Source organism: Saccharopolyspora hordei (assembly GCF_013410345.1).
Classification (GTDB): Bacteria; Actinomycetota; Actinomycetes; order Mycobacteriales; family Pseudonocardiaceae; genus Saccharopolyspora; species Saccharopolyspora hordei.
The window spans coordinates 1,385,423-1,404,456 of record NZ_JACCFJ010000001.1 but is presented as its reverse complement, the minus strand read 5'-3'; the positions used below and the strand labels follow the sequence as shown (position 1 = coordinate 1,404,456).

The 19,034-nt window shown below is 71.6% G+C and carries 22 protein-coding genes and 1 tRNA gene; 13 read left to right on the top strand and 10 right to left on the bottom strand.

All coding sequences use genetic code 11. The features are described 5' to 3' along the window. The first annotated feature begins 68 nt into the window (after positions 1-68). Both HNR68_RS06660 and HNR68_RS06655 read left to right on the top strand, forming a co-directional pair. Positions 69-1,319 carry an FAD-dependent oxidoreductase gene (locus HNR68_RS06660; protein ID WP_179718663.1) on the top strand — a complete coding sequence of 417 codons (1,251 nt, stop codon included), beginning with the start codon at positions 69-71 and terminating at the stop codon, positions 1,317-1,319. A gap of 217 nt (positions 1,320-1,536) precedes the next feature. Next, positions 1,537-2,121: a dihydrofolate reductase family protein gene (locus tag HNR68_RS06655; RefSeq protein ID WP_179718661.1), complete on the top strand. Its 585-nt coding sequence runs from the start codon at positions 1,537-1,539 to the stop codon at positions 2,119-2,121. Between the two features lie 3 nt (positions 2,122-2,124). Here HNR68_RS06655 and HNR68_RS06650 read toward each other — a convergent pair whose 3' ends face one another. The 3 genes from HNR68_RS06650 to HNR68_RS06640 form a co-directional block, all read right to left on the bottom strand. Then, positions 2,125-2,919 (bottom strand): exodeoxyribonuclease III, encoded by a 795-nt coding sequence (locus HNR68_RS06650; protein ID WP_179718659.1) that lies wholly within the window; start codon positions 2,917-2,919, stop codon positions 2,125-2,127. Positions 2,920-2,982: 63 nt separating this feature from the next. Further along, positions 2,983-3,702, bottom strand: a complete 720-nt coding sequence (locus HNR68_RS06645) for an ATP-binding protein (protein WP_246330403.1) — start codon at positions 3,700-3,702, stop codon at positions 2,983-2,985. After that, positions 3,689-4,648, bottom strand: a complete 960-nt coding sequence (locus HNR68_RS06640; RefSeq protein ID WP_343049975.1) for a response regulator transcription factor — start codon at positions 4,646-4,648, stop codon at positions 3,689-3,691. Before HNR68_RS06640 ends, HNR68_RS06645 begins: the two co-directional genes overlap by 14 nt. Before the next feature lie 321 nt (positions 4,649-4,969). Here HNR68_RS06640 and HNR68_RS06635 point away from each other — a divergent pair, with 321 nt between their 5' ends. The 4 genes from HNR68_RS06635 to HNR68_RS06620 all read left to right on the top strand — a co-directional run bounded on the left by HNR68_RS06635 (position 4,970) and on the right by HNR68_RS06620 (position 7,278). Beyond that, on the top strand, positions 4,970-5,359 hold the full coding sequence (locus HNR68_RS06635) for a hypothetical protein (protein ID WP_179718657.1): 390 nt from the start codon (positions 4,970-4,972) through the stop codon (positions 5,357-5,359). Between the two features lie 80 nt (positions 5,360-5,439). Then, a complete protein-coding gene (locus tag HNR68_RS06630) occupies positions 5,440-6,306 on the top strand; it encodes a Scr1 family TA system antitoxin-like transcriptional regulator (protein WP_179718655.1) in 867 nt (288 codons plus the stop codon). Positions 6,307-6,625: 319 nt separating this feature from the next. Beyond that, entirely contained in the window at positions 6,626-6,862 is a 237-nt protein-coding gene (locus tag HNR68_RS06625; protein ID WP_179718654.1) for a DUF397 domain-containing protein, read from the top strand. Positions 6,863-6,921: 59 nt separating this feature from the next. Beyond that, positions 6,922-7,278 (top strand): hypothetical protein, encoded by a 357-nt coding sequence (locus tag HNR68_RS06620; RefSeq protein ID WP_179718652.1) that lies wholly within the window; start codon positions 6,922-6,924, stop codon positions 7,276-7,278. Between the two features lie 414 nt (positions 7,279-7,692). On the opposite strand, the gene HNR68_RS06615 is transcribed toward HNR68_RS06620, so the two are convergent. After that, on the bottom strand, positions 7,693-8,370 hold the full coding sequence (locus tag HNR68_RS06615; protein ID WP_179718650.1) for an HAD family acid phosphatase: 678 nt from the start codon (positions 8,368-8,370) through the stop codon (positions 7,693-7,695). A 215-nt stretch (positions 8,371-8,585) separates the two neighbouring features. On the opposite strand from HNR68_RS06615, the gene HNR68_RS06610 reads away from it, so the two are divergent. From HNR68_RS06610 to HNR68_RS06600, 3 genes are all read left to right on the top strand, one after another. Then, the gene (locus HNR68_RS06610) at positions 8,586-9,701 is read left to right on the top strand and encodes a WD40/YVTN/BNR-like repeat-containing protein (RefSeq protein ID WP_179718648.1); all 1,116 of its coding nucleotides are present in this window, start codon (positions 8,586-8,588) and stop codon (positions 9,699-9,701) included. Further along, positions 9,698-9,997: a MoaD/ThiS family protein gene (locus tag HNR68_RS06605; RefSeq protein WP_179718646.1), complete on the top strand. Its 300-nt coding sequence runs from the start codon at positions 9,698-9,700 to the stop codon at positions 9,995-9,997. The genes HNR68_RS06610 and HNR68_RS06605 overlap by 4 nt, the downstream gene beginning before the upstream one ends. A gap of 374 nt (positions 9,998-10,371) precedes the next feature. Next, positions 10,372-10,779, top strand: coding sequence for a hypothetical protein (locus HNR68_RS06600; protein ID WP_179718644.1), 408 nt, complete (start codon positions 10,372-10,374; stop codon positions 10,777-10,779). 298 nt (positions 10,780-11,077) lie between these two features. Here the strand turns inward: HNR68_RS06600 and HNR68_RS06595 are convergent, their stop codons facing one another. The 3 genes from HNR68_RS06595 to HNR68_RS06585 all read right to left on the bottom strand — a co-directional run bounded on the left by HNR68_RS06595 (position 11,078) and on the right by HNR68_RS06585 (position 14,240). After that, a complete protein-coding gene (locus HNR68_RS06595; RefSeq protein WP_179718642.1) occupies positions 11,078-11,482 on the bottom strand; it encodes an SSI family serine proteinase inhibitor in 405 nt (134 codons plus the stop codon). Positions 11,483-12,536: 1,054 nt separating this feature from the next. Beyond that, positions 12,537-13,022: an RICIN domain-containing protein gene (locus HNR68_RS06590; RefSeq protein ID WP_218888213.1), complete on the bottom strand. Its 486-nt coding sequence runs from the start codon at positions 13,020-13,022 to the stop codon at positions 12,537-12,539. Positions 13,023-13,400: 378 nt separating this feature from the next. Beyond that, a complete protein-coding gene (locus HNR68_RS06585; RefSeq protein WP_179718638.1) occupies positions 13,401-14,240 on the bottom strand; it encodes an MmyB family transcriptional regulator in 840 nt (279 codons plus the stop codon). A 102-nt stretch (positions 14,241-14,342) separates the two neighbouring features. Between HNR68_RS06585 and HNR68_RS06580 the strand changes: the two genes are divergently transcribed. Next, positions 14,343-15,050 carry an SDR family NAD(P)-dependent oxidoreductase gene (locus tag HNR68_RS06580; RefSeq protein ID WP_179718636.1) on the top strand — a complete coding sequence of 236 codons (708 nt, stop codon included), beginning with the start codon at positions 14,343-14,345 and terminating at the stop codon, positions 15,048-15,050. A gap of 55 nt (positions 15,051-15,105) precedes the next feature. On the opposite strand, the gene HNR68_RS06575 is transcribed toward HNR68_RS06580, so the two are convergent. The 3 genes from HNR68_RS06575 to HNR68_RS06565 all read right to left on the bottom strand — a co-directional run bounded on the left by HNR68_RS06575 (position 15,106) and on the right by HNR68_RS06565 (position 16,952). Continuing rightward, positions 15,106-15,180: transfer RNA gene (locus HNR68_RS06575), tRNA-Val, on the bottom strand. A gap of 74 nt (positions 15,181-15,254) precedes the next feature. After that, a complete protein-coding gene (locus HNR68_RS06570) occupies positions 15,255-15,563 on the bottom strand; it encodes an SH3 domain-containing protein (RefSeq protein WP_179718635.1) in 309 nt (102 codons plus the stop codon). A gap of 168 nt (positions 15,564-15,731) precedes the next feature. Then, entirely contained in the window at positions 15,732-16,952 is a 1,221-nt protein-coding gene (locus HNR68_RS06565; protein ID WP_179718634.1) for an NADP-dependent isocitrate dehydrogenase, read from the bottom strand. A gap of 205 nt (positions 16,953-17,157) precedes the next feature. Between HNR68_RS06565 and HNR68_RS06560 the strand changes: the two genes are divergently transcribed. The 3 genes from HNR68_RS06560 (at position 17,158) to HNR68_RS06550 (ending at position 18,789) form a co-directional block, all read left to right on the top strand. Beyond that, positions 17,158-17,988 carry a metal-dependent hydrolase gene (locus HNR68_RS06560; RefSeq protein WP_179718633.1) on the top strand — a complete coding sequence of 277 codons (831 nt, stop codon included), beginning with the start codon at positions 17,158-17,160 and terminating at the stop codon, positions 17,986-17,988. Between the two features lie 141 nt (positions 17,989-18,129). Beyond that, positions 18,130-18,531 carry a hypothetical protein gene (locus HNR68_RS06555; protein ID WP_343049974.1) on the top strand — a complete coding sequence of 134 codons (402 nt, stop codon included), beginning with the start codon at positions 18,130-18,132 and terminating at the stop codon, positions 18,529-18,531. A gap of 57 nt (positions 18,532-18,588) precedes the next feature. After that, positions 18,589-18,789, top strand: coding sequence for a DUF1918 domain-containing protein (locus HNR68_RS06550; RefSeq protein WP_179718631.1), 201 nt, complete (start codon positions 18,589-18,591; stop codon positions 18,787-18,789). The last annotated feature ends 245 nt before the right edge of the window (positions 18,790-19,034 follow it).

Genomic DNA, 19,034 nt, shown 5'->3' with positions numbered 1-19,034 from the left:
CGGTTGCTCGGCGGGGTGCCCGGACGGACGCTCGGTGCGAGCGGGAACCGGTGGGGAGCGAGGTCGTCGTGGGGGACTCGGAGAGGTTCGTGATCGTCGGCGCCGGGCTGGCCGGCGCCAAGGGCGCGGAGGCGCTGCGCAGGCAGGGCTTCGACGGGCGGATCGCCCTGGTCGGCGACGAACCGCACCGCCCGTACGAGCGGCCGCCGCTGTCCAAGGGCTACCTGGCGGGCGGGATGGCGTTCGAGGCGGCCCACGTGCACGACGAGGGCTGGTACGCCGAGAACCGGGTGGACCTGCAGCTCGGCGTGCCGGTGCAGCGGATCGACCGGTCGTTGCGGCAGGTCGAGCTGGCCGACGGCACCCGCCTCGACTACGACAAGCTGCTGCTGGCCACGGGTGCGCACCCCCGCTCGCTGCCGGTGCCGGGCATCGACGCCGAGGGCGTGCTGCACCTGCGGCGCGTCGAGGACTCCGACCGCATCAAGCGCACGCTGGCCGAGGTCGAGCGGCTGGTGGTGGTCGGCGCGGGCTGGATCGGCCTGGAGGTCACCGCCGCGGCCCGCACCGCCGGCGTGGCCGTGACGGTCGTGGAGACCACCGAGCTGCCGCTGCTGCGCGTGCTCGGCCCCGAGGTGGCCCGGGTGTTCGCCGACGTGCACCGGCAGCACGGCGTCGAGTTCCGGTTCGGCACCGCGGTCGACGAGGTCCGCACCGCCCGCGGGCGCGTCACCGGGGTCCGGTTGACCGACGGCACCGAGGTCGGCGCGGACGCCGTGCTGGTCGCGGTCGGCGTGGTCCCCGAGGTCACGCTCGCCGAGCAGGCCGGGCTGCGGGTGCAGAACGGCGTCCTGGTGGACGCCACGCTGCGCACACCGGACCCGAACATCGTGGCGGCCGGGGACGTGGCCAACGCCTTCAACCCGTTGCTGGGCAAGCAGATCCGCGTGGAGCACTGGGCGAACGCGCTGAACCAGCCGACCACCGCGGCGGCGGCGATGCTCGGGCGCGACGTCGCGTACTCGGAGCTGCCCTACTTCTTCACCGACCAGTACGACCCGGGCGCGGGCGGCATCGGCATGGAGTTCCTCGGCCACGTCGAGCCGGGCGGGTACGACCAGGTGGTCTTCCGCGGTGACGTCGAGGCCCGCGAGTTCATCGCGTTCTGGCTGGACGGCGGCCGGGTCCTGGCGGGCATGAACGTCAACGTCTGGGACGTCCAGGAGCAGCTCGGGACGCTGATCACCTCGGGGACCACGGTGGACACGGCGGCGCTGGCCGACCCGGACACCCCGCTGAACGACCTGATCGCCCGCTGATCAGGTCGCGAGGGAGCGGTCCGTCGAGGAGCTCGGGGGTCACCACGAGCCCGGTCATCGCGCGGGGAAGCCGGACGCGGCGACCACTGGCGATCCACAGTGGACACTACCGGGAACCGCCGGTCCGGGGCATGATCCCGTCCTGGACGGCCCCGGGTCCCCACCAGCGGTGTCGTCCACCCGACCCGCCCGCGCTCCGAGGACACCAGGAGGACCCGTGCGCGCACTCACCTACTGCGTCGCCACCACGATCGACGGCTTCATCGCCGAACCCGACCGCAGCGACCCGAGCACCAGCGGGCTCCTGGCGCCTCCACCCGAGTACCTGCCGCACGTCCTCGCCGGGCTGCCGGAGATCGTGCCCACGCACCTGCGCGAGCCGCTCGGCATCGCCGACGCCGAGCCCGCGCGGTTCGACACCGTCGTCGAGGGGCGCGGGTCCTACGAGACCGGCCTCGCCGCGGGCATCACCAACGCCTACGCGCACCTCGAGCACTACGTGTTCTCGCGGACCCTCACCGAGAGCCCGGACCCCGGGGTGCACCTGGTCGCCACGGACCCGGTCGAGAAGGTCCGCGAGCTCAAGGCCCGGCCGGGGAAGGGGATCTGGCTGGTCGGCGGCGCGCAGCTGGCGGCGGCGCTGCGCCCGGAGATCGACGAGCTCCTCATCAAGCTGCACCCCGTCGCCGCCGGAGCCGGGATCCCCCTGTTCGACGGGGACTTCCGCCCGGAGCGGTTCGACCTGGTCCGCGCCGAACCCCACCCGGGCGGGATCGTGCACCTGACCTACCGGAAGCGCTGACGCTCACACGTCGTAGGTCACGGTCACCGGGGCGTGGTCGGACCAGCGCTGGTCGTAGCTCTCGGCCTTCTCCACCACCGCGGACACCGCGCGCTCCACCAGGCCGGCGGTGGCCACGTGCAGGTCGATGCGCCAACCGGAGTCGTTGTCGAAGGCCTTGCCCCGGTAGGACCACCAGCTGTACGGACCCGGCCCCTCCGGGCGCAGGTGGCGGACCACGTCGGTGTAGCCGCTCTCGTACAGGCCGGTCAGCCAGGCCCGCTCCTCCGGGAGGAACCCGGCTTCCTTCCGGTTGGCCTTCCAGTTCTTCAGGTCGATCTCCTGGTGGGCGATGTTCCAGTCACCGCACACCAGGACCTCGCGCCCCTCCGCCGCGGCCCGCTCGCGGAGCCCGTCCAGGTACTCGCGGAACTCCTTCATGAAGCGTTCCTTCTCGTCCTGGCGCGGGGTGCCCACCTCACCGCTGGGCAGGTAGAGGCTGCCGAGCACCAGGCCCGGCAGGTCGATCTCCGCGTACCGCCCGCTCTCGTCGAACTCCGCCGAGCCGAAACCGATGCGCACCGCCTCGGGTTCGGTGCGGCTGTAGATCGCCACTCCGGCGCGGCCCTTCACGGAGCTGGGCGCGAGCACCGTGTGCCAGCCCTCGGGTTCGCGGACGGCGGCGGTGAGCTGGTCGGGTTCCGCACGCGTCTCCTGCATGCAGACGACGTCCGCCCCGGTGGCGGCCAGCCACTCCACGAAGCCCTTCTTGGCAGCGGCGCGCAGGCCGTTGACGTTCACGCTCGACACAGTCAGCACGCCCGCGAGCCTAACCACCGCCCCCGACCACCGGACCCCCCGGTCGCCGCGCGTTCCGGCTGGTCAGACACGGTGCGTGCCGGTGTCACCGCGCACGGGAGCGGCGGCCCGGCGGCGGGTGGGCCGCGGCGCCGCCGGGCGCTGCCAGAGCCACGTGCACACCCGGGCGCCGCCGAGGCTGGAGCGTGCGAGGCGGCCCCCGGTCGACTCCGCGACGCGGCGGGCGATGTCCGACCCCAGCCCGGTCGACCCGGCGCTGCTCCGGTCGCGCTGCACCGCCTCGGCGGACTCCGCCACGCCCGGGCCCGCGTCCTCCACGACCACGCCGACCACGCCGTCGTCGCACTGCAACGACACCACGAACTCGGTCCGCTCCGGGGTGTGCCGGAAGACGGTGCCCACCACCGCGTCCACCGCCGCCGCGAGCTCCGCGGCCGGGACCGGGACGTGCACGGACCCGTCCGCGCCGCGCAGGCTCCACGGCCGCTGCTGGTGCTCGGCCAGCGCCGACCAGAACTCGAGCCGTTCGCGCAGCAGCGCCGCCGCGTCGCAGTCGGCGTCCTCCCCCGGTCCGGCCCGGCGGACGCTGGTGATCACCAGGTCCACCTCGCGCTCCAGCCGGTCGATGGCCTGCCGGGTCTGCTCGGCGACCTGGTCGTCCCCGAGCGCTTCGGCGTTGAGCCGCGACGCGGTCAGCGGGTGCGCAGCCGGTGCGACAGGTCCGCGGCCATCTCCCGTTCCGCGACGAGCAGCTGGCGCACCCGGTCGGTCATCGCACCTCACCGGTGCCCGCCCGGCTGGTGCCGCCCGCGGCACCGTCCGGCAGGTGCACGGCGACCTGGCCCAGCTGCCCGGCCCGGGTGCTGGCCACGGCCTCGCCGACCAGCCCCTCGTCCTCGGTGGTGGCCAGCACCGGGGCGAGGGCGACGGCCTGCCGCTCGGCGTCGGACATCGCCTGGTCCCGGGCCATCTCCCGGACCACCAGGCCGAGCGGGACGAGGAACGCCAGCGCGACCATCGAGGTCACCGCCAGCGCGACGAGCACGACGGTGCGCCTCATCCCGGTTCCACGAGCTTGACCGGCGACCCCGCGCACGGTGTGCAGGTAGCGCGGTTCCGCCGCGCTCTCCCCGAGCTTGCGCCGGAGCCAGGAGAGGTGGACGTCGATGGTCTGGTCGTCGCCGAAGGCCTGCCGCCACACCTGGGAGAGCAGTTCGCGGCGCGGCACCACCCGGCCCGGCCGCGAGGCGAGGTAGGCGAGCAGGTCGAACTCGCGGCGGGCGAGCTCCAGCTCGGTGCCGTCGAGGGTGGCCTCCCGGCTCTCCACGTCGACGCGCAGCCCGCCGACGGTGATCACCGGGGTCCGCTGCGCGCCCCGGGCGCGGCGGAGGACGGCTTCGACGCGGGCGTTGAGGTGCTCGCTGGAGAACGGCTTGACCAGGTCGTCGTCGGCGCGCAGCAGGCGGACGATCTCGGTCTCGTCGTCGCGGGCGGTCGCGACGATGGTGGGCACGTCGGAGACGCCGCGGATCATCGTGAGCGTCTCGCCGCCGTCGAGGTCGGGCAGCCCGAGGCCGAGGATGATGACGTCGGGCGGGTGCTCGGACACCTCGCGCAGCGAGTCGAGCGCGGTCCCGACGCTGCGGACCACCCAGTCGCGCGCGGTCAGGTCGCGGATGAGCGCCGCGCGCACCACCGGGTCGTCCCCGACAACCAGCACCACAGCCATGGCGGGCACCACAACGGGATGGTGAAGATCGTTCATGTTCGCTGGGTCCCGCGCGTCGGCCCAGGTGGTCGCACCGCACCGGGGCGGGCGTGGGAGAGCGCGCTCCCGTGCGAGTGCAGCGAGCCCTCACCTACGTCGGCGTGTGGGTGGCGGCGACCGCCGCGGCCGTCACGGTGACCTGGCTCGGCGTGCGGGACGTCATCCACGGCGCGGTGTTCGACCCGCCCCTCCCGCCCCCCCCCGGTGAGCCGCCCGGACGCGGCCCCGCCACCGGCACCGCCCTCGACAACCGCTCCGCCCAGTGCGCCCACACCGACCACAGTGGACCGCCCGACCCCGGAGCCGGACCCGTCGACCGACGCGGCCGAGAACGTGCGCACCCACGGGGTCGGCGGCGGCACCGTCGTCCTCTCCGCGCTCCCGGACCGCGCGGTGCTGATCTCGGCCACCCCGCGCCCCGGCTACGCGGCGCGGACCTGGGAGCACCCGGGCGGCTGGCTGCGGGTGGAGTCCACTGCCGCCGACCGCTCGTCCACGCTGATCGCCACCTGGCACGACGGCCCGACCAGGGTCGAGACCCACGAGAACCAGCCCCGCGGCGGCCCGCCCGCAGCGCGAGACCTCCGACACACACCGTGCCCGGTCGGTTCCTCCTGGTTACCGGCTGGTAGACGCCGCCATTCCGGGCAACCCGCTCGACCTGGGGTCTGATTCCACTACTATCCCCGAGTAACGTTCCACGACCCGATCACGACTAGCGGTCGTAGTGTTCCCCTCACAGGAGGTCTCGCGTGGCCCCGGACAGCGCCACGAGCAGCGGTCCCACTGCCCGTCGCATCGTGCTCGGCAGTCAGCTGCGCCGGCTGCGGGAGGCGAGCGGCATCTCGCGCGAGGACGCCGGGGACGCCATCCGCGGTTCCGGGTCGAAGATCAGCCGACTGGAACTCGGGCGGGTCGGGTTCAAGGAACGCGACGTCGCGGACCTGCTCACCCTGTACGGCGTCACCGACGACAGCGAGCGGGAGTCCTTCTTGGAACTGGTGCGCCGCTCCAACGAACCTGGTTGGTGGCACCGCTACAACGACCTGATGCCCAACTGGTTCCAGGACTACGTCGGACTCGAGGAGTCGGCCTCCCGGATCCAGACCTACGAGATCCAGTTCGTACCGGGCTTGCTGCAGACCGAGCGCTACGCCCGCGCGGTGGCCACACAGGGTCGCCCGGAGTTCACAGAGGACGAGCTCGACCGCCGGGTCCGGCTGCGCATGCAGCGGCAGAAGCTGTTCAACCAGCCGAAGGCGCCACGGGTCTGGGCGGTCATCGACGAATCGGTGCTGCACCGACCGATCGGCGGCCGCGAGGTGCTGCGCGAGCAGATCGAGCACCTGATCGACGTGACCAGCCGGCCCGGCATCACGCTGCAGATCCTGCCGTTCGAGCTGGGCCGGTCGGGCGCGGAGGGCGCGTTCACCATCCTGCGCTTCGCCGAGCCGGAACTGCCGGACATCGTCTACCTGGAACACCTCTGCGGCGCGCTGTACCTGGACAAGCCCGACGAGGTCGAGGTGTACAGCAAGGTCAGCCACCGGCTCGCGGTCGACGCCCAGACCCCGGAGCAGACCCGCAAGACGCTCAAGGCCGCGCTCAAGCAGGTCTGATCGCACGCCACCGCCGCGGTCCTCCGGGGCCGGGGCGGTGGCGATTTCACGTCACGCCCACCCGCGCCGCACGCCCGCGCGGGAGCCCCGTCGCGCTCTGCGCTCCGTCGCGTCCGCACTGAACCCGCAGGTCAGCGCGCCTCGTGCGAGCGCGAACGAGGAAAGGCGGGTGCAGTGACGCCGATGACGCGCACGTGATCAACATCTCACCCGCGTGCACGTGCATTCAATCGTGCATCTGCACCTGCTACCGTGGATGCACGATCAACTGCACGTGCAGATGATCGTGCAGAGTTAGTCGGGGGAAAGTAGGGTTCCGATGCCGAAGATCCAGAACGGTATGCCAGCGAAGCAGCTCCCCAACGCGAAGTGGCGCAAGAGCCGCCACAGCGGCGCGGTGGGCAACTGCGTGGAACTGGCGCCACTGGTCGATGGCGGGGTGGCTGTCAGGAACTCGCGGTACCCCGAGGGACCGGCACTGGTGTACAGCCGGGACGAGATCGCCGCGTTCTTGAACGGAGCCAAGGACGGCGAGTTCGACGACCTGATCGCCTGACGGACCGCGACCGCGCAGGCGGCGCGGTCCGGGCCCGCACGACGGATTTCGGTGGCGCCATGTACGACATTACGAACGGCCTGCAAGCGCTGGTCGCGCGCGACTTCCAGTTCGCGCACCCGCGTGATGCCGACGGCGGGATCGTCGCCGTCGTCGGCATCCGGGTGCACCGCGGTGTCTTCGACATCCTGCAGCTCTTCGGGGAGCACGACGCCGACGCGGCCCGTGTCCCCGGTGACGAGCCGGACGTGCTGTTCCCGAAGAAGGTGCTCTGGCGCACCACCGGATCGGCGCGCGAGGTGATCAACGAGCTGCTGGCGCTCAGCGACCCGGCCCCGGAGATCGGTACGCCGCCGACGGGTTGCTGGGTCCCCACCCACGCCGGCCGCACGGCCTGGCTCGCGGCGTCTGCCTGACCCGCGCCGCGCAGCCCCCAGACCCCCGCCCCGACCCCGGCGCCGGAGTCCCTCGTGGACCACGCCCCCCCGGCCCGGGCCCCCGAAGGAGATCGAGTTCCCGCGCTCTGCGGCTGGGCGCGGGAACTCGATCCGGGGCGGAAGACCCCACCGCGAGCCGTCCCGGCGAGGCCGACCGGGACACCGCAGGGAGGCACGCATCGGCCAGAACGGCGGACATCCCTGCAGGCGACCGACCCCCGCCGTTCTCCCTGGCGCCGGTCGGTGAGCAGCCGGCCGTCCGGTCACCGCGCACCGCGCGGGCCGACGAGCTCCCGGCGTCAGGGCCCTGCGGCCCTGCGACGGCACGCTGGACGTCGTCGCAGCGCGCTCCGGCCCCGGACGGTCTCCGGCGACCGCCCGGGGCCCGCCGGTTCAGTCCACTTCGTACATCGGGTTCGGCAGCTTCACGGCACGCTCGGCGTGACCGCCGTCGAGGTCGGAGTCCTGGTCGCCGATGTTCAGCACGATCCGGTAGCCCTGGCGCTCGATGTCCGCCCGGGCGCCGCTCTTGTACGGGACCACCGACTCGTCCGCGTCGTCGGCCGGCCGCAGGTACAGGGCGTCGTGCTCCGGGTAGCCCTCCTCGCGCAGGTCCTGCTCGGTGGCCGCGCGCATCGCGGGGTCCTCGCGGCGACCGGTGACGAAGAAGACCGCGACCCCGTGGGAGTCGGCGAACCGCACCAGGTCCCGCGTCGCCTCGATCGCGGTGGGCTGCCGGGACAGCACGTACTCGTCGAACGACGCCTTGTCGTAGCCGAAGTCGCGGTCCACCTCGTAGCCGTAGGTGGAGAGGCTGGTCTCGTCGATGTCCAGCACGATCGCGGGCTTGTCCACCCCCTGCCGCAACCGGTGGGCCAGGTACTGCCGACCGCGCTCGGTCGCGCGGGCGATGTCGGCGTCCCAGCGCCCGGAGTCGTGGTAGTCCACGATGGACTCCTTGAGGTCGGACAGGTTCGGGAGCGGCTCGGCGGGACCGGCGCCCTGCGCCGTGGCGCAGCCGGAGACGAGCGAACCGAGCAGGGCGATGGCGACGAAGGACCTCGTGCGCACGTGCGGAACCTCCTGGGGGAGAAGGGACACTCAGCGCGCAGGAGTTTCGCACAGCTAAGCAGTTCCCGGTCGGACCTCACCGGATCCTGGCAATTCCTCGCCACCTCCCCACCGCCCGGCCGCTGACCCGTTCGGGTGAGGACCGATGAGTTCTCGGTCCGGCGCGAGTCGTCACTGGCAGAGACCGACGACCGGACGACCACGGGGAGCGAGCGATGAGCCGCGTCAGAGCACTCGTCGGCACCCGCAAAGGTGCCTTCGTCCTGACCGCCGACGGCACCCGGCAGGACTGGGACATCAGCGGTCCGCACTTCGGCGGGTGGGAGGTCTACCACCTCACGGGCTCCCCCGCCGCCCCCGACCGCCTCTACGCCGCGCCGTCGCTGGGATGGTTCGGCCAGCAGGTCCAGCGCTCCGACGACGGCGGCCGCACCTGGCAGCCCGTCGACAACCACTTCGCCTACGAGGGCGCGACCGGCACGCACCAGTGGTACGACGGCAGCCAGCAGCCGTGGACGTTCACCCGCGTCTGGCACCTCGAACCGTCCCCCACCGACCCGGACACCGCCTACGCCGGGGCCGAGGACGCCGCGCTGTTCCGCACCACCGACGGCGGGGCGAGCTGGCACGAGCTGCCCGGGCTGCGCCGGCACGGCTCGGCCTCCGGCTGGCAGCCCGGGGCCGGCGGCATGTGCCTGCACACGATCATCCAGGCGCCGCACGACGCCGACCGCTTCTACACCGCGATCTCCGCGGCCGGCGCCTTCCGCACCGACGACGGCGGCACCACCTGGAAACCGATCAACCGCGGCCTGCGCTCGGAGTTCATCCCGGAACCGGAGGCCGAGGTCGGGCACTGCGTGCACCGGCTGGCCGTGCACCCCGAGCGCCCGGACGTGCTGTTCATGCAGAAGCACTGGGACGTGATGCGCAGCGACGACGCGGGCGAGTCCTGGTACGAGATCAGCGGCGACCTGCCCTCGGACTTCGGCTTCCCGATCGAGGTGCACGCGCACGAACCGGACACCGTCTACGTCGTGCCGATCACGAGCGACGAGCAGCACTACCCGCCGGAGGGGAAGCTGCGGGTGTACCGCAGCCGGACCGGTGGCGGCGAGTGGGAGCCGCTGACCCAGGGGCTGCCGCAGGAGCACTGCTACGTCAACGTGCTGCGCGACGCGATGGCGGTCGACTCCCTCGACGACTGCGGCGTCTACTTCGGCACCACCGGCGGCCAGGTCTACGTGTCGGCCGACGCCGGCGACAGCTGGCAGCCGATCGTCCGCGACCTGCCCGCGGTGCTCTCCGTGGAGGTGCAGACGTTGCCATGATCCGCATCAGACTGCCCAACCACCTGCGCACGCTGGCCGGGATCACCGACCGCGAGGTCGTGGTCGAGGTCGACGGGCCACCGACCCAGCGCGCGGTGCTCGACGCGCTGGAGGCGCGGTACCCGGTGCTGCGCGGGACCGTGCGCGACCACGAGACCCAGCAGCGCCGCGCCTTCATCCGCTTCTTCGCCTGCGAGCAGGACCTCTCGCACGAGTCGCCGGACGCCCCGCTGCCGCCGGAGGTGGCCGCAGGACGGGAGCCCTACCTGGTCGTCGGTGCCGTGGCCGGCGGGTGAGCGGCCCGCGGTCCCAGGCCGCGTCCCGACACGGAGGCGGGTCGGCCCCCACACAGGGGGGAGCCGCCCCGCCTTCCCGTGGGTGCACCAGCGCCGCGGGGCGTGCGGCGGCACCGACGAGGCGGAGCGGCGGACGCGCCGGACAACCCAACCGATCAGATGACGGATCTCCGACTGCCGGGCCACAGATCACGAACTAGGATCGATCTCGATCAAGTTCTCCGACCTGGGACCGAGAAAACGGTTCACATCAACGGTTTTCGCGCGCGTCGAGCGACGCCGCGGTCCCGGGGCCCCGCCATGCGCACGGTGCGGACAGCCCCGGTGTTCGTCGTCGATCCGGCTCCGGAGTCCAATGAGCAGGAGGTAGGACCATGGGAATCCGTCGTGGAACAGCGGTCTCGCTGGCCGCACTGGGAGCGCTCGCCGCCGGCAGCTCGGTGGTCGCCGCAACGGCGTGGGCCGCACCCCCGCTGCAGGTCGAGGTGGGCCAGGTGCAGTGCCTGCGCATCGACTTGCCGTTCATCTCGAAGCTGGTCGAGCCCGCCGTGCTGCAGCACGCCCAGCCGACCGTGCAGCTGACGATGAGCAGCACGGCCAAGGACGGCCAGGAGGTCGGCTACTCCGTCACCGTCAACGGCACCCAGCGCGCTTCCGGCTCGGTCACCGGTGAGGGGCCGTCGATCAACGTGATCAGCCTGGACAGGGGAGTCGACTCCCGACTCGTCGTCACCAGCGGGGACGCCGTGGTCGTGGACCGCGTGCTGCCCGGTCGCTGCTGACCGGCCGCCAGAACGGAGATCGGGGAGCGGGCCCGCGGGTCCGCTCCCCGATCCGTGGTGTGACCGGCTCGTCCGCACCGTTCCCACTGCACGACTCGGACGAGGAGTGGTGGCTCCACCGGCCGGCGCCGGTGAAGCCACCCCAACGCGGCGCAGGCAGCTGACTGGGCCGAGTCACGCCCAGCGTTGGCACTCGCCTTGGCTCCGACCCGTGGAGTGCGCGAGGGGGCCCACGAGACGGCGACTTTCACGCCGCGCCTTGCCTTCTCGGCAAGCTTGGAGCCGCGCCGGGACGCCGTCAGAAGTCGAACAGCGCCCCGGTGCGGGCCTTGAGGGAGCACATGTTGGCCTCCGACAACTGGAAGTCGACCGCGTTGCCGCGCCAGCTCCCCTTCGCCTCTGCGTTGACGGTGCGGAGCTCCTTCGTGCAGGTGCTCGCGGTCCGCGCGTCCAGGCGTTGGACGTTGCCGTCAACGAGCTGGAGCTGGTGGCAGGCGAGGTCCGCCTGCGGGTGGTCACCGCCTACCGGATCGCAGTTCAGCGTCACCGTCCTGGTCTCCCGGTTGGTCTCGGTGACCGACAACGTCACCTCGCTCTGCTGCGCGTCGTCGTGAGCCGCAGCCGCGGCAGCTCCGGGGACCAGCACTGCCACCGCGCACGCCACACCCGCTGCGGCCCGACCGAGCAACCGAATCTCAGGCATCTTCGCGTCATCCTCCGTCCGAGCGGAACAGGAACCCTCCCCTTCTCTACCGCACCGCCGACGATCTCTCCTGATGAGCAAGGAATGATCACCGATCGTGGGCGCCCGATCCGGTACCCGCGACGCAGTGCGCAGACTGCCGCGGTCCTGCCGCGCGCACGCGTCCCCCTGGAGAACGGCTCCCGACCCGATCCACCGGATCTCCCGGCGACCTCCTGACGATCAGTGATCACGAAAAACCCGTTCGCGGCAACGACAACCAGAACCCGACGCGGGTTCACAGATCGGGCGCGAGCGGGGCGAACAGCCGCACAGCCACGACGACGACCGGCGGGCCGTGATCGCACGACCAACCAGCAGGGCGACTCGGCGCGGATCCCGTCCGATCACCACCAGCCAACAGTCCTTGGAAATCCACTGTGGACTTCTGGTTTTTCTGTCATTTCGCCACGATCGAAATGACGATGGGAATATGCACCTTCCTTGATCGCTGGAAGAGGTGAGCCCCCGTTTTCTCCGGTTGCGCGCGGTTCTGCGCACGCTACTGTTCTGAACTGTCCCGTTGTTGCGGGATCCTTCCCATCCCGACCAGGACCCGCACGGTCAGTGCTCACCCGCACCGGCCTGCGGTCTCCACAGCCCTCCGCGGTTCCACGAGGGGCTCCTGTCATGCGCGCACCGAGCTCGCACTGACCGCCACTGAGTCAGCACAGTGGCCATGGCTGCTCGGCCCGGTGGACGATCACCGGGCCGAGCAGTTCTTCGCGCGCTGGACGACAGCCGGCAGCCGCTCTGCTCGTCCCCGCTCGATCGGTGCGACCTTGGCGTCGTGCTGAACCACCTCGTCCTGTGCGTCCCGCTCCGGGACCTGCGGTGCTCCTGGCGGGCACGCCGGCCCCACGACCGCCGACAGGGCGGCGTCCAGGACAGCCGCGCGCTTCGCGGTGAGCAGAGCCGAGACGCGGCGAACACGGCAGAGCCCGCTGGTCCGGTGACGGACCAGCGGGCTCCTACAGCCGAGTTGGGACGGAGAACAGGAGCACTCCGGCTGGGCTCAGTAGTTCAGCCGGAACACCGCGTTGGCGGTGTCGAAGACGTTGCCGTTCTGGTCGAACGGCCGCGCCCCCAGCGTCAGGGTGGTGTCGCGGAACTGGTCAGCACCGCTGACGACCGCCAGGTGCGGGGCCTTCGCCGGCGTGATCACGACACCGTCCCAGCGCGGGCTCAGGTTCCAGCGCTGGTTCTCGTCCCAGGGCTGGCAGGGCGCGATGAAGACCGGCTCGTTGGCCTGGAGCGTGGTCTCCGCGCACTTCCCCGTCGCCTCGTTCTGGATGGTGACCGTGCCGTCGAACTGCCGCTGGACCCTCCACTGGGCGTTCTGGCCCAGCAGTTCCATCGGCAGGGTGGAGCTCGAGACGACCTGGCTCGAGGGCTGGACGGTCCAGTGCGCCCCGTTGGCGACGTTCGTGATTTCGGTGGAGTAACCCCAATCGGTCTGCGCCGAGGCGGGCAGAGCCGGAGCCATCGCGAGCGCAGCCATGGCACCCAGAGCACCCAGCATCCAGCGAGCGCGCTTCATAACTACTCCTCCATGCAAGGGGGTTTCGGAAGTGGACGGCTTTCTCGGTCGTCCAAGGGAAATCTCTACCAGCGCTGACGCACAATCTCGCACCGAGTCACCACAACGTGTGGTTGACCGACGGATTCAGTAACGGCGCCATGATCGGAGTCGAAATCGGTCCGAATTGGACTGCGCCATTCCTTCCTGGCACCAGGAAGATGCGACTCCCGTTCACGATCGACACCGCGTCCGTAGGAGATCGGGGAATCCCCGTAGTCGGATCGTACCGATGGGCCATTTCGTCCACCGTGGACCGCACCCGGCACGCCGACGCCCGTTCCAGCGGACCCGGGACGGCTACTCGACCAGCGTCTGGGTGCCGAGCACGGTGGCCAGTTCGAGGCGCTCGGCGTCCTCGGTGCCGGGCTCGGCCGTGTAGACCATGATCCGCAGGTCGCTGCCCGCCACGGTGAGCACGTCGCAGTCCAGCGTCACCGGACCGACGTGCGGGTGGTCGACGGTCTTGCGCGCGGCCTCGTGGCGGCCGACGGCGCCGGAGTCCCACAGCTCGGCGAACCGCTCGCTCTGCGCGCGCAGCTCGGCGACCAGGCGCTGGAGCCGCTGGTCCGCCGGGTAGCGGGCGGCGGCCGAGCGCAGGTCGGCGACCAGCGCGACTTCGAGCGCACGCCGGGACTCCGGGGTGTGCCGGACCCTGCTGGGCGGTCCCAGGAAGGTCCGCCACACGGCGTTGCGCTCGTTGCCGCGCCACATGGAGGGATCGCCCATCAGCGCCGCGTACGGCGGGTTGGCCACGAGCAGCGTCCACAGCGCGTCGTGGACCACGACCGGAGTCCCGGTCAGCCGGTCCAGCAGTCGCTGCACGCTCGGCGTGAGGAAACCGGGAGCGGTGTCCGAGCCCGGGGGCGCCAGCCCGGCCAGCCGGAACAGGTGCGCCCGCTCCGTGGACGACAGCCGCAGCGCCCTGGCCAGGGCCTCGACGACCTGCGCCGAGGGGTGGGCCGCGCGGCCCTGTTCCAGGCGGGTGACGTAGTCGACCGAGATCCCGGCCAGCCCGGCCAGCTCCTCGCGACGCAACCCCGGAGCGCGCCGGCGCCCACCGACGGGCAGGCCGGCCGCCTCCGGCGAGACCCGGTCGCGCCAGCGGCGCACCGCGCGCCCGAACTCCCCTGCTGCCACGTCCGCCAGTGTGCCCGAGCCCGCGACCGTCCAGCTGGTACCGGCAGTCCCAGGACGACGAGGTGCCTGGTCGGGCGCGCCGCGGACGATGACCGTGGAGGCATGACCACGACGCTGATCACCGGAGCGAACAAGGGACTCGGCTACGAGACGGCCCGCAGGCTCGTCGCCGCCGGCCACACCGTCTACCTCGGCAGCCGCGACCCGGAGCGCGGCCGTCGCGCCGCCGCCGAGCTCGGCGCGCGGACCGTCGCGCTCGACGTCACCGACGACGCGTCCGTCGCCGCCGCGGCGGAGGCCGTGGCCGCCGACGGCGGGCTCGACGTGCTGGTCAACAACGCCGGCATCGAGGGCCGCACCGACGACAACGCGGTGGTCGGCGCGGCGGGCACCACCGCCGAGCTGGTGCGCACGGTGTTCGAGACGAACGTGCTCGGCCTGGTGCGCGTCACCCACGCGTTCCTGCCGCTGCTGCAGCGCTCGCCCGCGCCGGTCGTGGTCAACGTCAGCAGCGGCCTCGCCTCGCTGACCCGGGTCACCACCCCGGGCACCCCGACCCACGCCTACCCGGGCGTGGCGTACCCGGCGTCGAAGACCGCCGTCAACATGATCACGGTGCAGTACGCGAAGGCGTTCCCGGGCATGCGGATCAACGCGGTGGAACCCGGCTACACCGCGACCGACCTCAACGGGCGCACCGGCACGCAGACCGTGGCGGAAGGTGCCGAGATCATCGTCCGCATGGCCCAGGTCGGCCCGGACGGCCCCACCGGCGGCTTCTACGACGTCCACGGCCCACTGCCGTGGTGAGGTCCGCGGAACGCGGAAGGGCGCCGCCTCCTGGCGGCGCCCTGACGAAGCTCCCTGGTGCGCGATACTGGGATTGAACCAGTGACCTCTACCGTGTCAAGGTAGCGCTCTCCCACTGAGCTAATCGCGCGGGGCGGTGTGTCGTCCGCGTGCCCCAGATCTTACCGGAGGCCTGATCACGGCTCCGCACCACCCCCCGGGTCCTCAGGGCGCGCAGGCGCTTCCCGGCGCGGGCAGCAGGAACTCCTGCGCGGCCCAGCGTCCGCCGCCGAGGTCGCGGAAGCCGTCCACGACGGTGGGCAGCGCCTCCACCTGCTCGCCGTGCTGCAGCGCGCCGACCTTGGGCTCCCGCTCGCTGGGTCCGGAGCGGACGTTGAGGACGTCGGCTGCGACGTGGAAGGCGCAGGGGCCGGGACCGTCGGGGGCGCCGGCGGTCTGCTGCGCGTTCATCACGCAGAACGCGCCGAACGCGCCGGCACCGACGAGCAGCAGCGAGCGGGGCACGAAGAACACGGCGGACCTCCTGGTCGGCACTACACCCCAGCTATAGCGCCACCCCCGGGCCGGAGGAACTCGAAGCACCCGCCCGCGCAGCCGGTTCAGCGCCCCGGGTGTCCCCCGGTCTGGAAAGCGAGAACGCCGCCCCCTGCTGGGAGCGGCGTTCGGCGGTGCGGAGGAAGATCAGCGGTCGGCCATCTTCTTCTGCAGGTTCTCGTCCAGGGTCGCGAGGAACTCCTGGGTGGTCTGCCACTCCTGGTCCTTGCCGACCAGCAGCGCCAGGTCCTTGGTCATCTTGCCGCTCTCGACGGTCTCGATGACGACCTTCTCCAGGGTCTCCGCGAAGCCGATGACCTCCGGGGTGGAGTCCAGCTTGCCCCGGTGCTGCAGGCCGCGGGTCCAGGCGAAGATCGACGCGATCGGGTTGGTCGAGGTGGGCTTGCCCTGCTGGTGCTGGCGGTAGTGGCGGGTGACCGTGCCGTGCGCGGCCTCGGCCTCCACCTTGCCGTCCGCGGTCATGAGCACCGAGGTCATCAGGCCCAGCGAGCCGAAGCCCTGCGCCACGGTGTCGGACTGGACGTCACCGTCGTAGTTCTTGCAGGCCCAGACGTAGCCGCCCTCCCACTTCAGGGCGCTGGCGACCATGTCGTCGATCAGCCGGTGCTCGTAGGTCAGGCCCTTGGCCTCGAACTCGGCCTTGTACTCGTTGTCGTAGATCTCCTGGAACACGTCCTTGAACATGCCGTCGTAGGCCTTCAGGATCGTGTTCTTGGTCGACATGTAGACCGGGAAGCCGCGCTCCAGGCCGTAGCGGAAGGACGCGCGCGCGAACTCCTCGATGGACTTGCGGTAGTTGTACATGCCCATCGCGACGCCGCCGTCCTCACCGAACTTGGCGACCTCGAACTCGATCGGCTCGCTGCCGTCCTCCGGCGTGTAGGTCAGCGTGACGGTGCCCGGGCCGGGGACCTTGAAGTCGCTGGCCTTGTACTGGTCGCCGTGCGCGTGACGGCCGATGACGATCGGCTTGGTCCAGGTCGGGACGTAGCGCGGGATGTTGGAGATGACGATCGGCTCGCGGAAGATGACGCCGCCGAGGATGTTGCGGATGGTCCCGTTCGGGCTCCGCCACATCTTCTTCAGACCGAACTCCTCCACGCGCGCCTCGTCCGGGGTGATGGTGGCGCACTTGACGCCGACGCCGTGCTTGGCGATGGCGTTCGCCGCGTCGACCGTCACCTGGTCGTCCGTGGCGTCCCGGTGCTCGATGCCCAGGTCGTAGTAGTCGAGGTTGATGTCCAGGTAGGGGTGGATCAGCTTGTCCTTGATGAAGGACCAGATGATCCGGGTCATCTCGTCGCCGTCGAGCTCGGCTACGGTGCCCTGGACCTTGATCTTGCTCATGTGGCGGGGTGCTCCTCTCGCGAGAATGCAAGCGGTACGAGCGTACTGCTATCGGATTCGATTGTGCCCTCCACCCTGGTTCGACCACCACCCGCACCAGCGCGCGATGCGCCACTTCCCGGAGAGCTGATCTCACGCCCTGATCGTCTTCTAGGCTCGGGACCGGTGCTGGTGATCAGCTGATCGGCGATCTTGGAGGGGGCCCGTGGCGACCGGACCGACGCACGCGATGAGCGGCTTGACAGCGTGGGCAGCCGTGACCGCCCTGGCCGACACGCACGCGCTGGGTCAATTGTCCCCGAAGACCTGGGTGGTGGGGGCGACGTTGGCCTCCGGGGCAGCGCTGCTGCCCGACATCGACCACCCCAAGTCGACGGTGGCCAGCACGTTCGGCTCCGTCTCGCGCGGCGTCTCCGCCGGGATCAGCGGCTTCAGCGGGTTCCTCTACCGGCTCACCCGCACCAAGCGCGACTCCGACCGCGAGGGCACCCACCGCGGGTTCACGCACACCCTGGTCTTCGCCGTGCTCGCCGGGCTGATCACCACCGCCATCGTGCAGAGCAGCGAGGGCACCGCGCTGGGCGTGCTCATGTTCTTCTTCGCCGGCCTCGCGGTCCGCGGCATCATGCACACCTGGTCCTCGCGGTCCGACGCGCTGCTCATCGCGGTGACCTCGCTGGTGCTCACCGCGGCCTGCTGGGCGTGGGCGGGCGACCAGCCGACCAACGCGGCGGCGTTCGGGGTGGCGGTGATGATCGGCTGCGTCGCGCACTTCATCGGCGACGCGATCACCGAGCAGGGCTGCCCGATGCTCTGGCCGGTGCCGCTGGGCGGCAAGACCTGGTACCCGGTGGCCCCGCCGAAGAAGATGCGGATGCGCACCGGCGGCAAGGTCGAGATGGCCCTGGTCGGCCCCGGCCTGACCATCGCCGCCGTGGTGCTGAGCTGCGTCGTGCTCTACCGGGTCGGCGCGGCGCCGTGGCTCGCCGAGCTCGACCTGCCCCCGGAAATCATGGCCTGGATCAACCCGCAGTGACCCCGACAGCACTCCGTGCCAGGACTGGTGCGACATTTCGCCCATCGGGTGACGGAATGTCGATAGGGTGCGAAGCGGCACCACGCTCGGTGCCCGAGGAGCCCCGGAGGGAAGATGCGAGCCCGTAGGAAGGTTGCGGCAGTGGCGCTGGCACTGCCGGTGCTGTGCGGACTGGCGGCGTGCAGCCAGGTGCAGGAAGCCCAGGAAGGCTTGGAGAACGCCAACGAGCAGCTCCAGGACGCGCAGGAGGGTCTCGACCTCGCGTCCAGCTGCCTGCAGGCCCTCAACGCCGCGAGCTTCATGCCCAACTTCGCGGACCCGGAGCAGGCCAAGGCCGACGCGCAGGCCAAGGTCGACGAGCTCCGCCAGCTGGCCGAGAAGACCGCCGACACCACGCTGCGGCAGAACCTGCTGGACGTGCAGCAGTCGGTGCAGCAGGTGGCCGAGGGCCAGATCGACCTGGAGTCCAGCGCCGAGTGGACCAGCGCCCAGCTGGAGAAGTACCAGGAAGTCGCCACCACCTGTTCGAAGGTCGGCAGCTGAGCTCCGCTGCGCGGTGTGGCGCGGGTCACCTAACCTGGGGCTGCGGAGGTGATGGGCATGAAGGCAGCTGTGGGTGACCAACTGCACGTGCACAGCAGGCACGTCGACGAAGCAGACCGAGTCGCCGAGATCCTGGAGGTCCGCGGCCCGGACGGGGCGCCGCCGTACTACGTGCGCTTCTCGGACGGGCACGAGAGCCTGGTCTACCCGGGCAGCGACTGCGAGGTCGAAGCCCACGTGCCCCACCAGGGGCGCTGACCCGCGAGGACTGCGGCGGCCGGTGCGGCCCCGACCCCGGACCGGCCGCAGGCGGGCTCGCGTACCGCCCCACCGCTGCGCGACTCGACCTGCCCGCGCAGCCCCTGGCGCTCTTCCGGTGGGTTCTGCCGCGACTCCTCGACGCCACCCGCGGGCTCCCCGCGCCCGCGCGGCCCAGCGCGCGCTCCCGGGGGAGCCGCTCCGGGCGGTCGCCCGTGAGCCTCCCGCACCGGGCTCGACCTGCG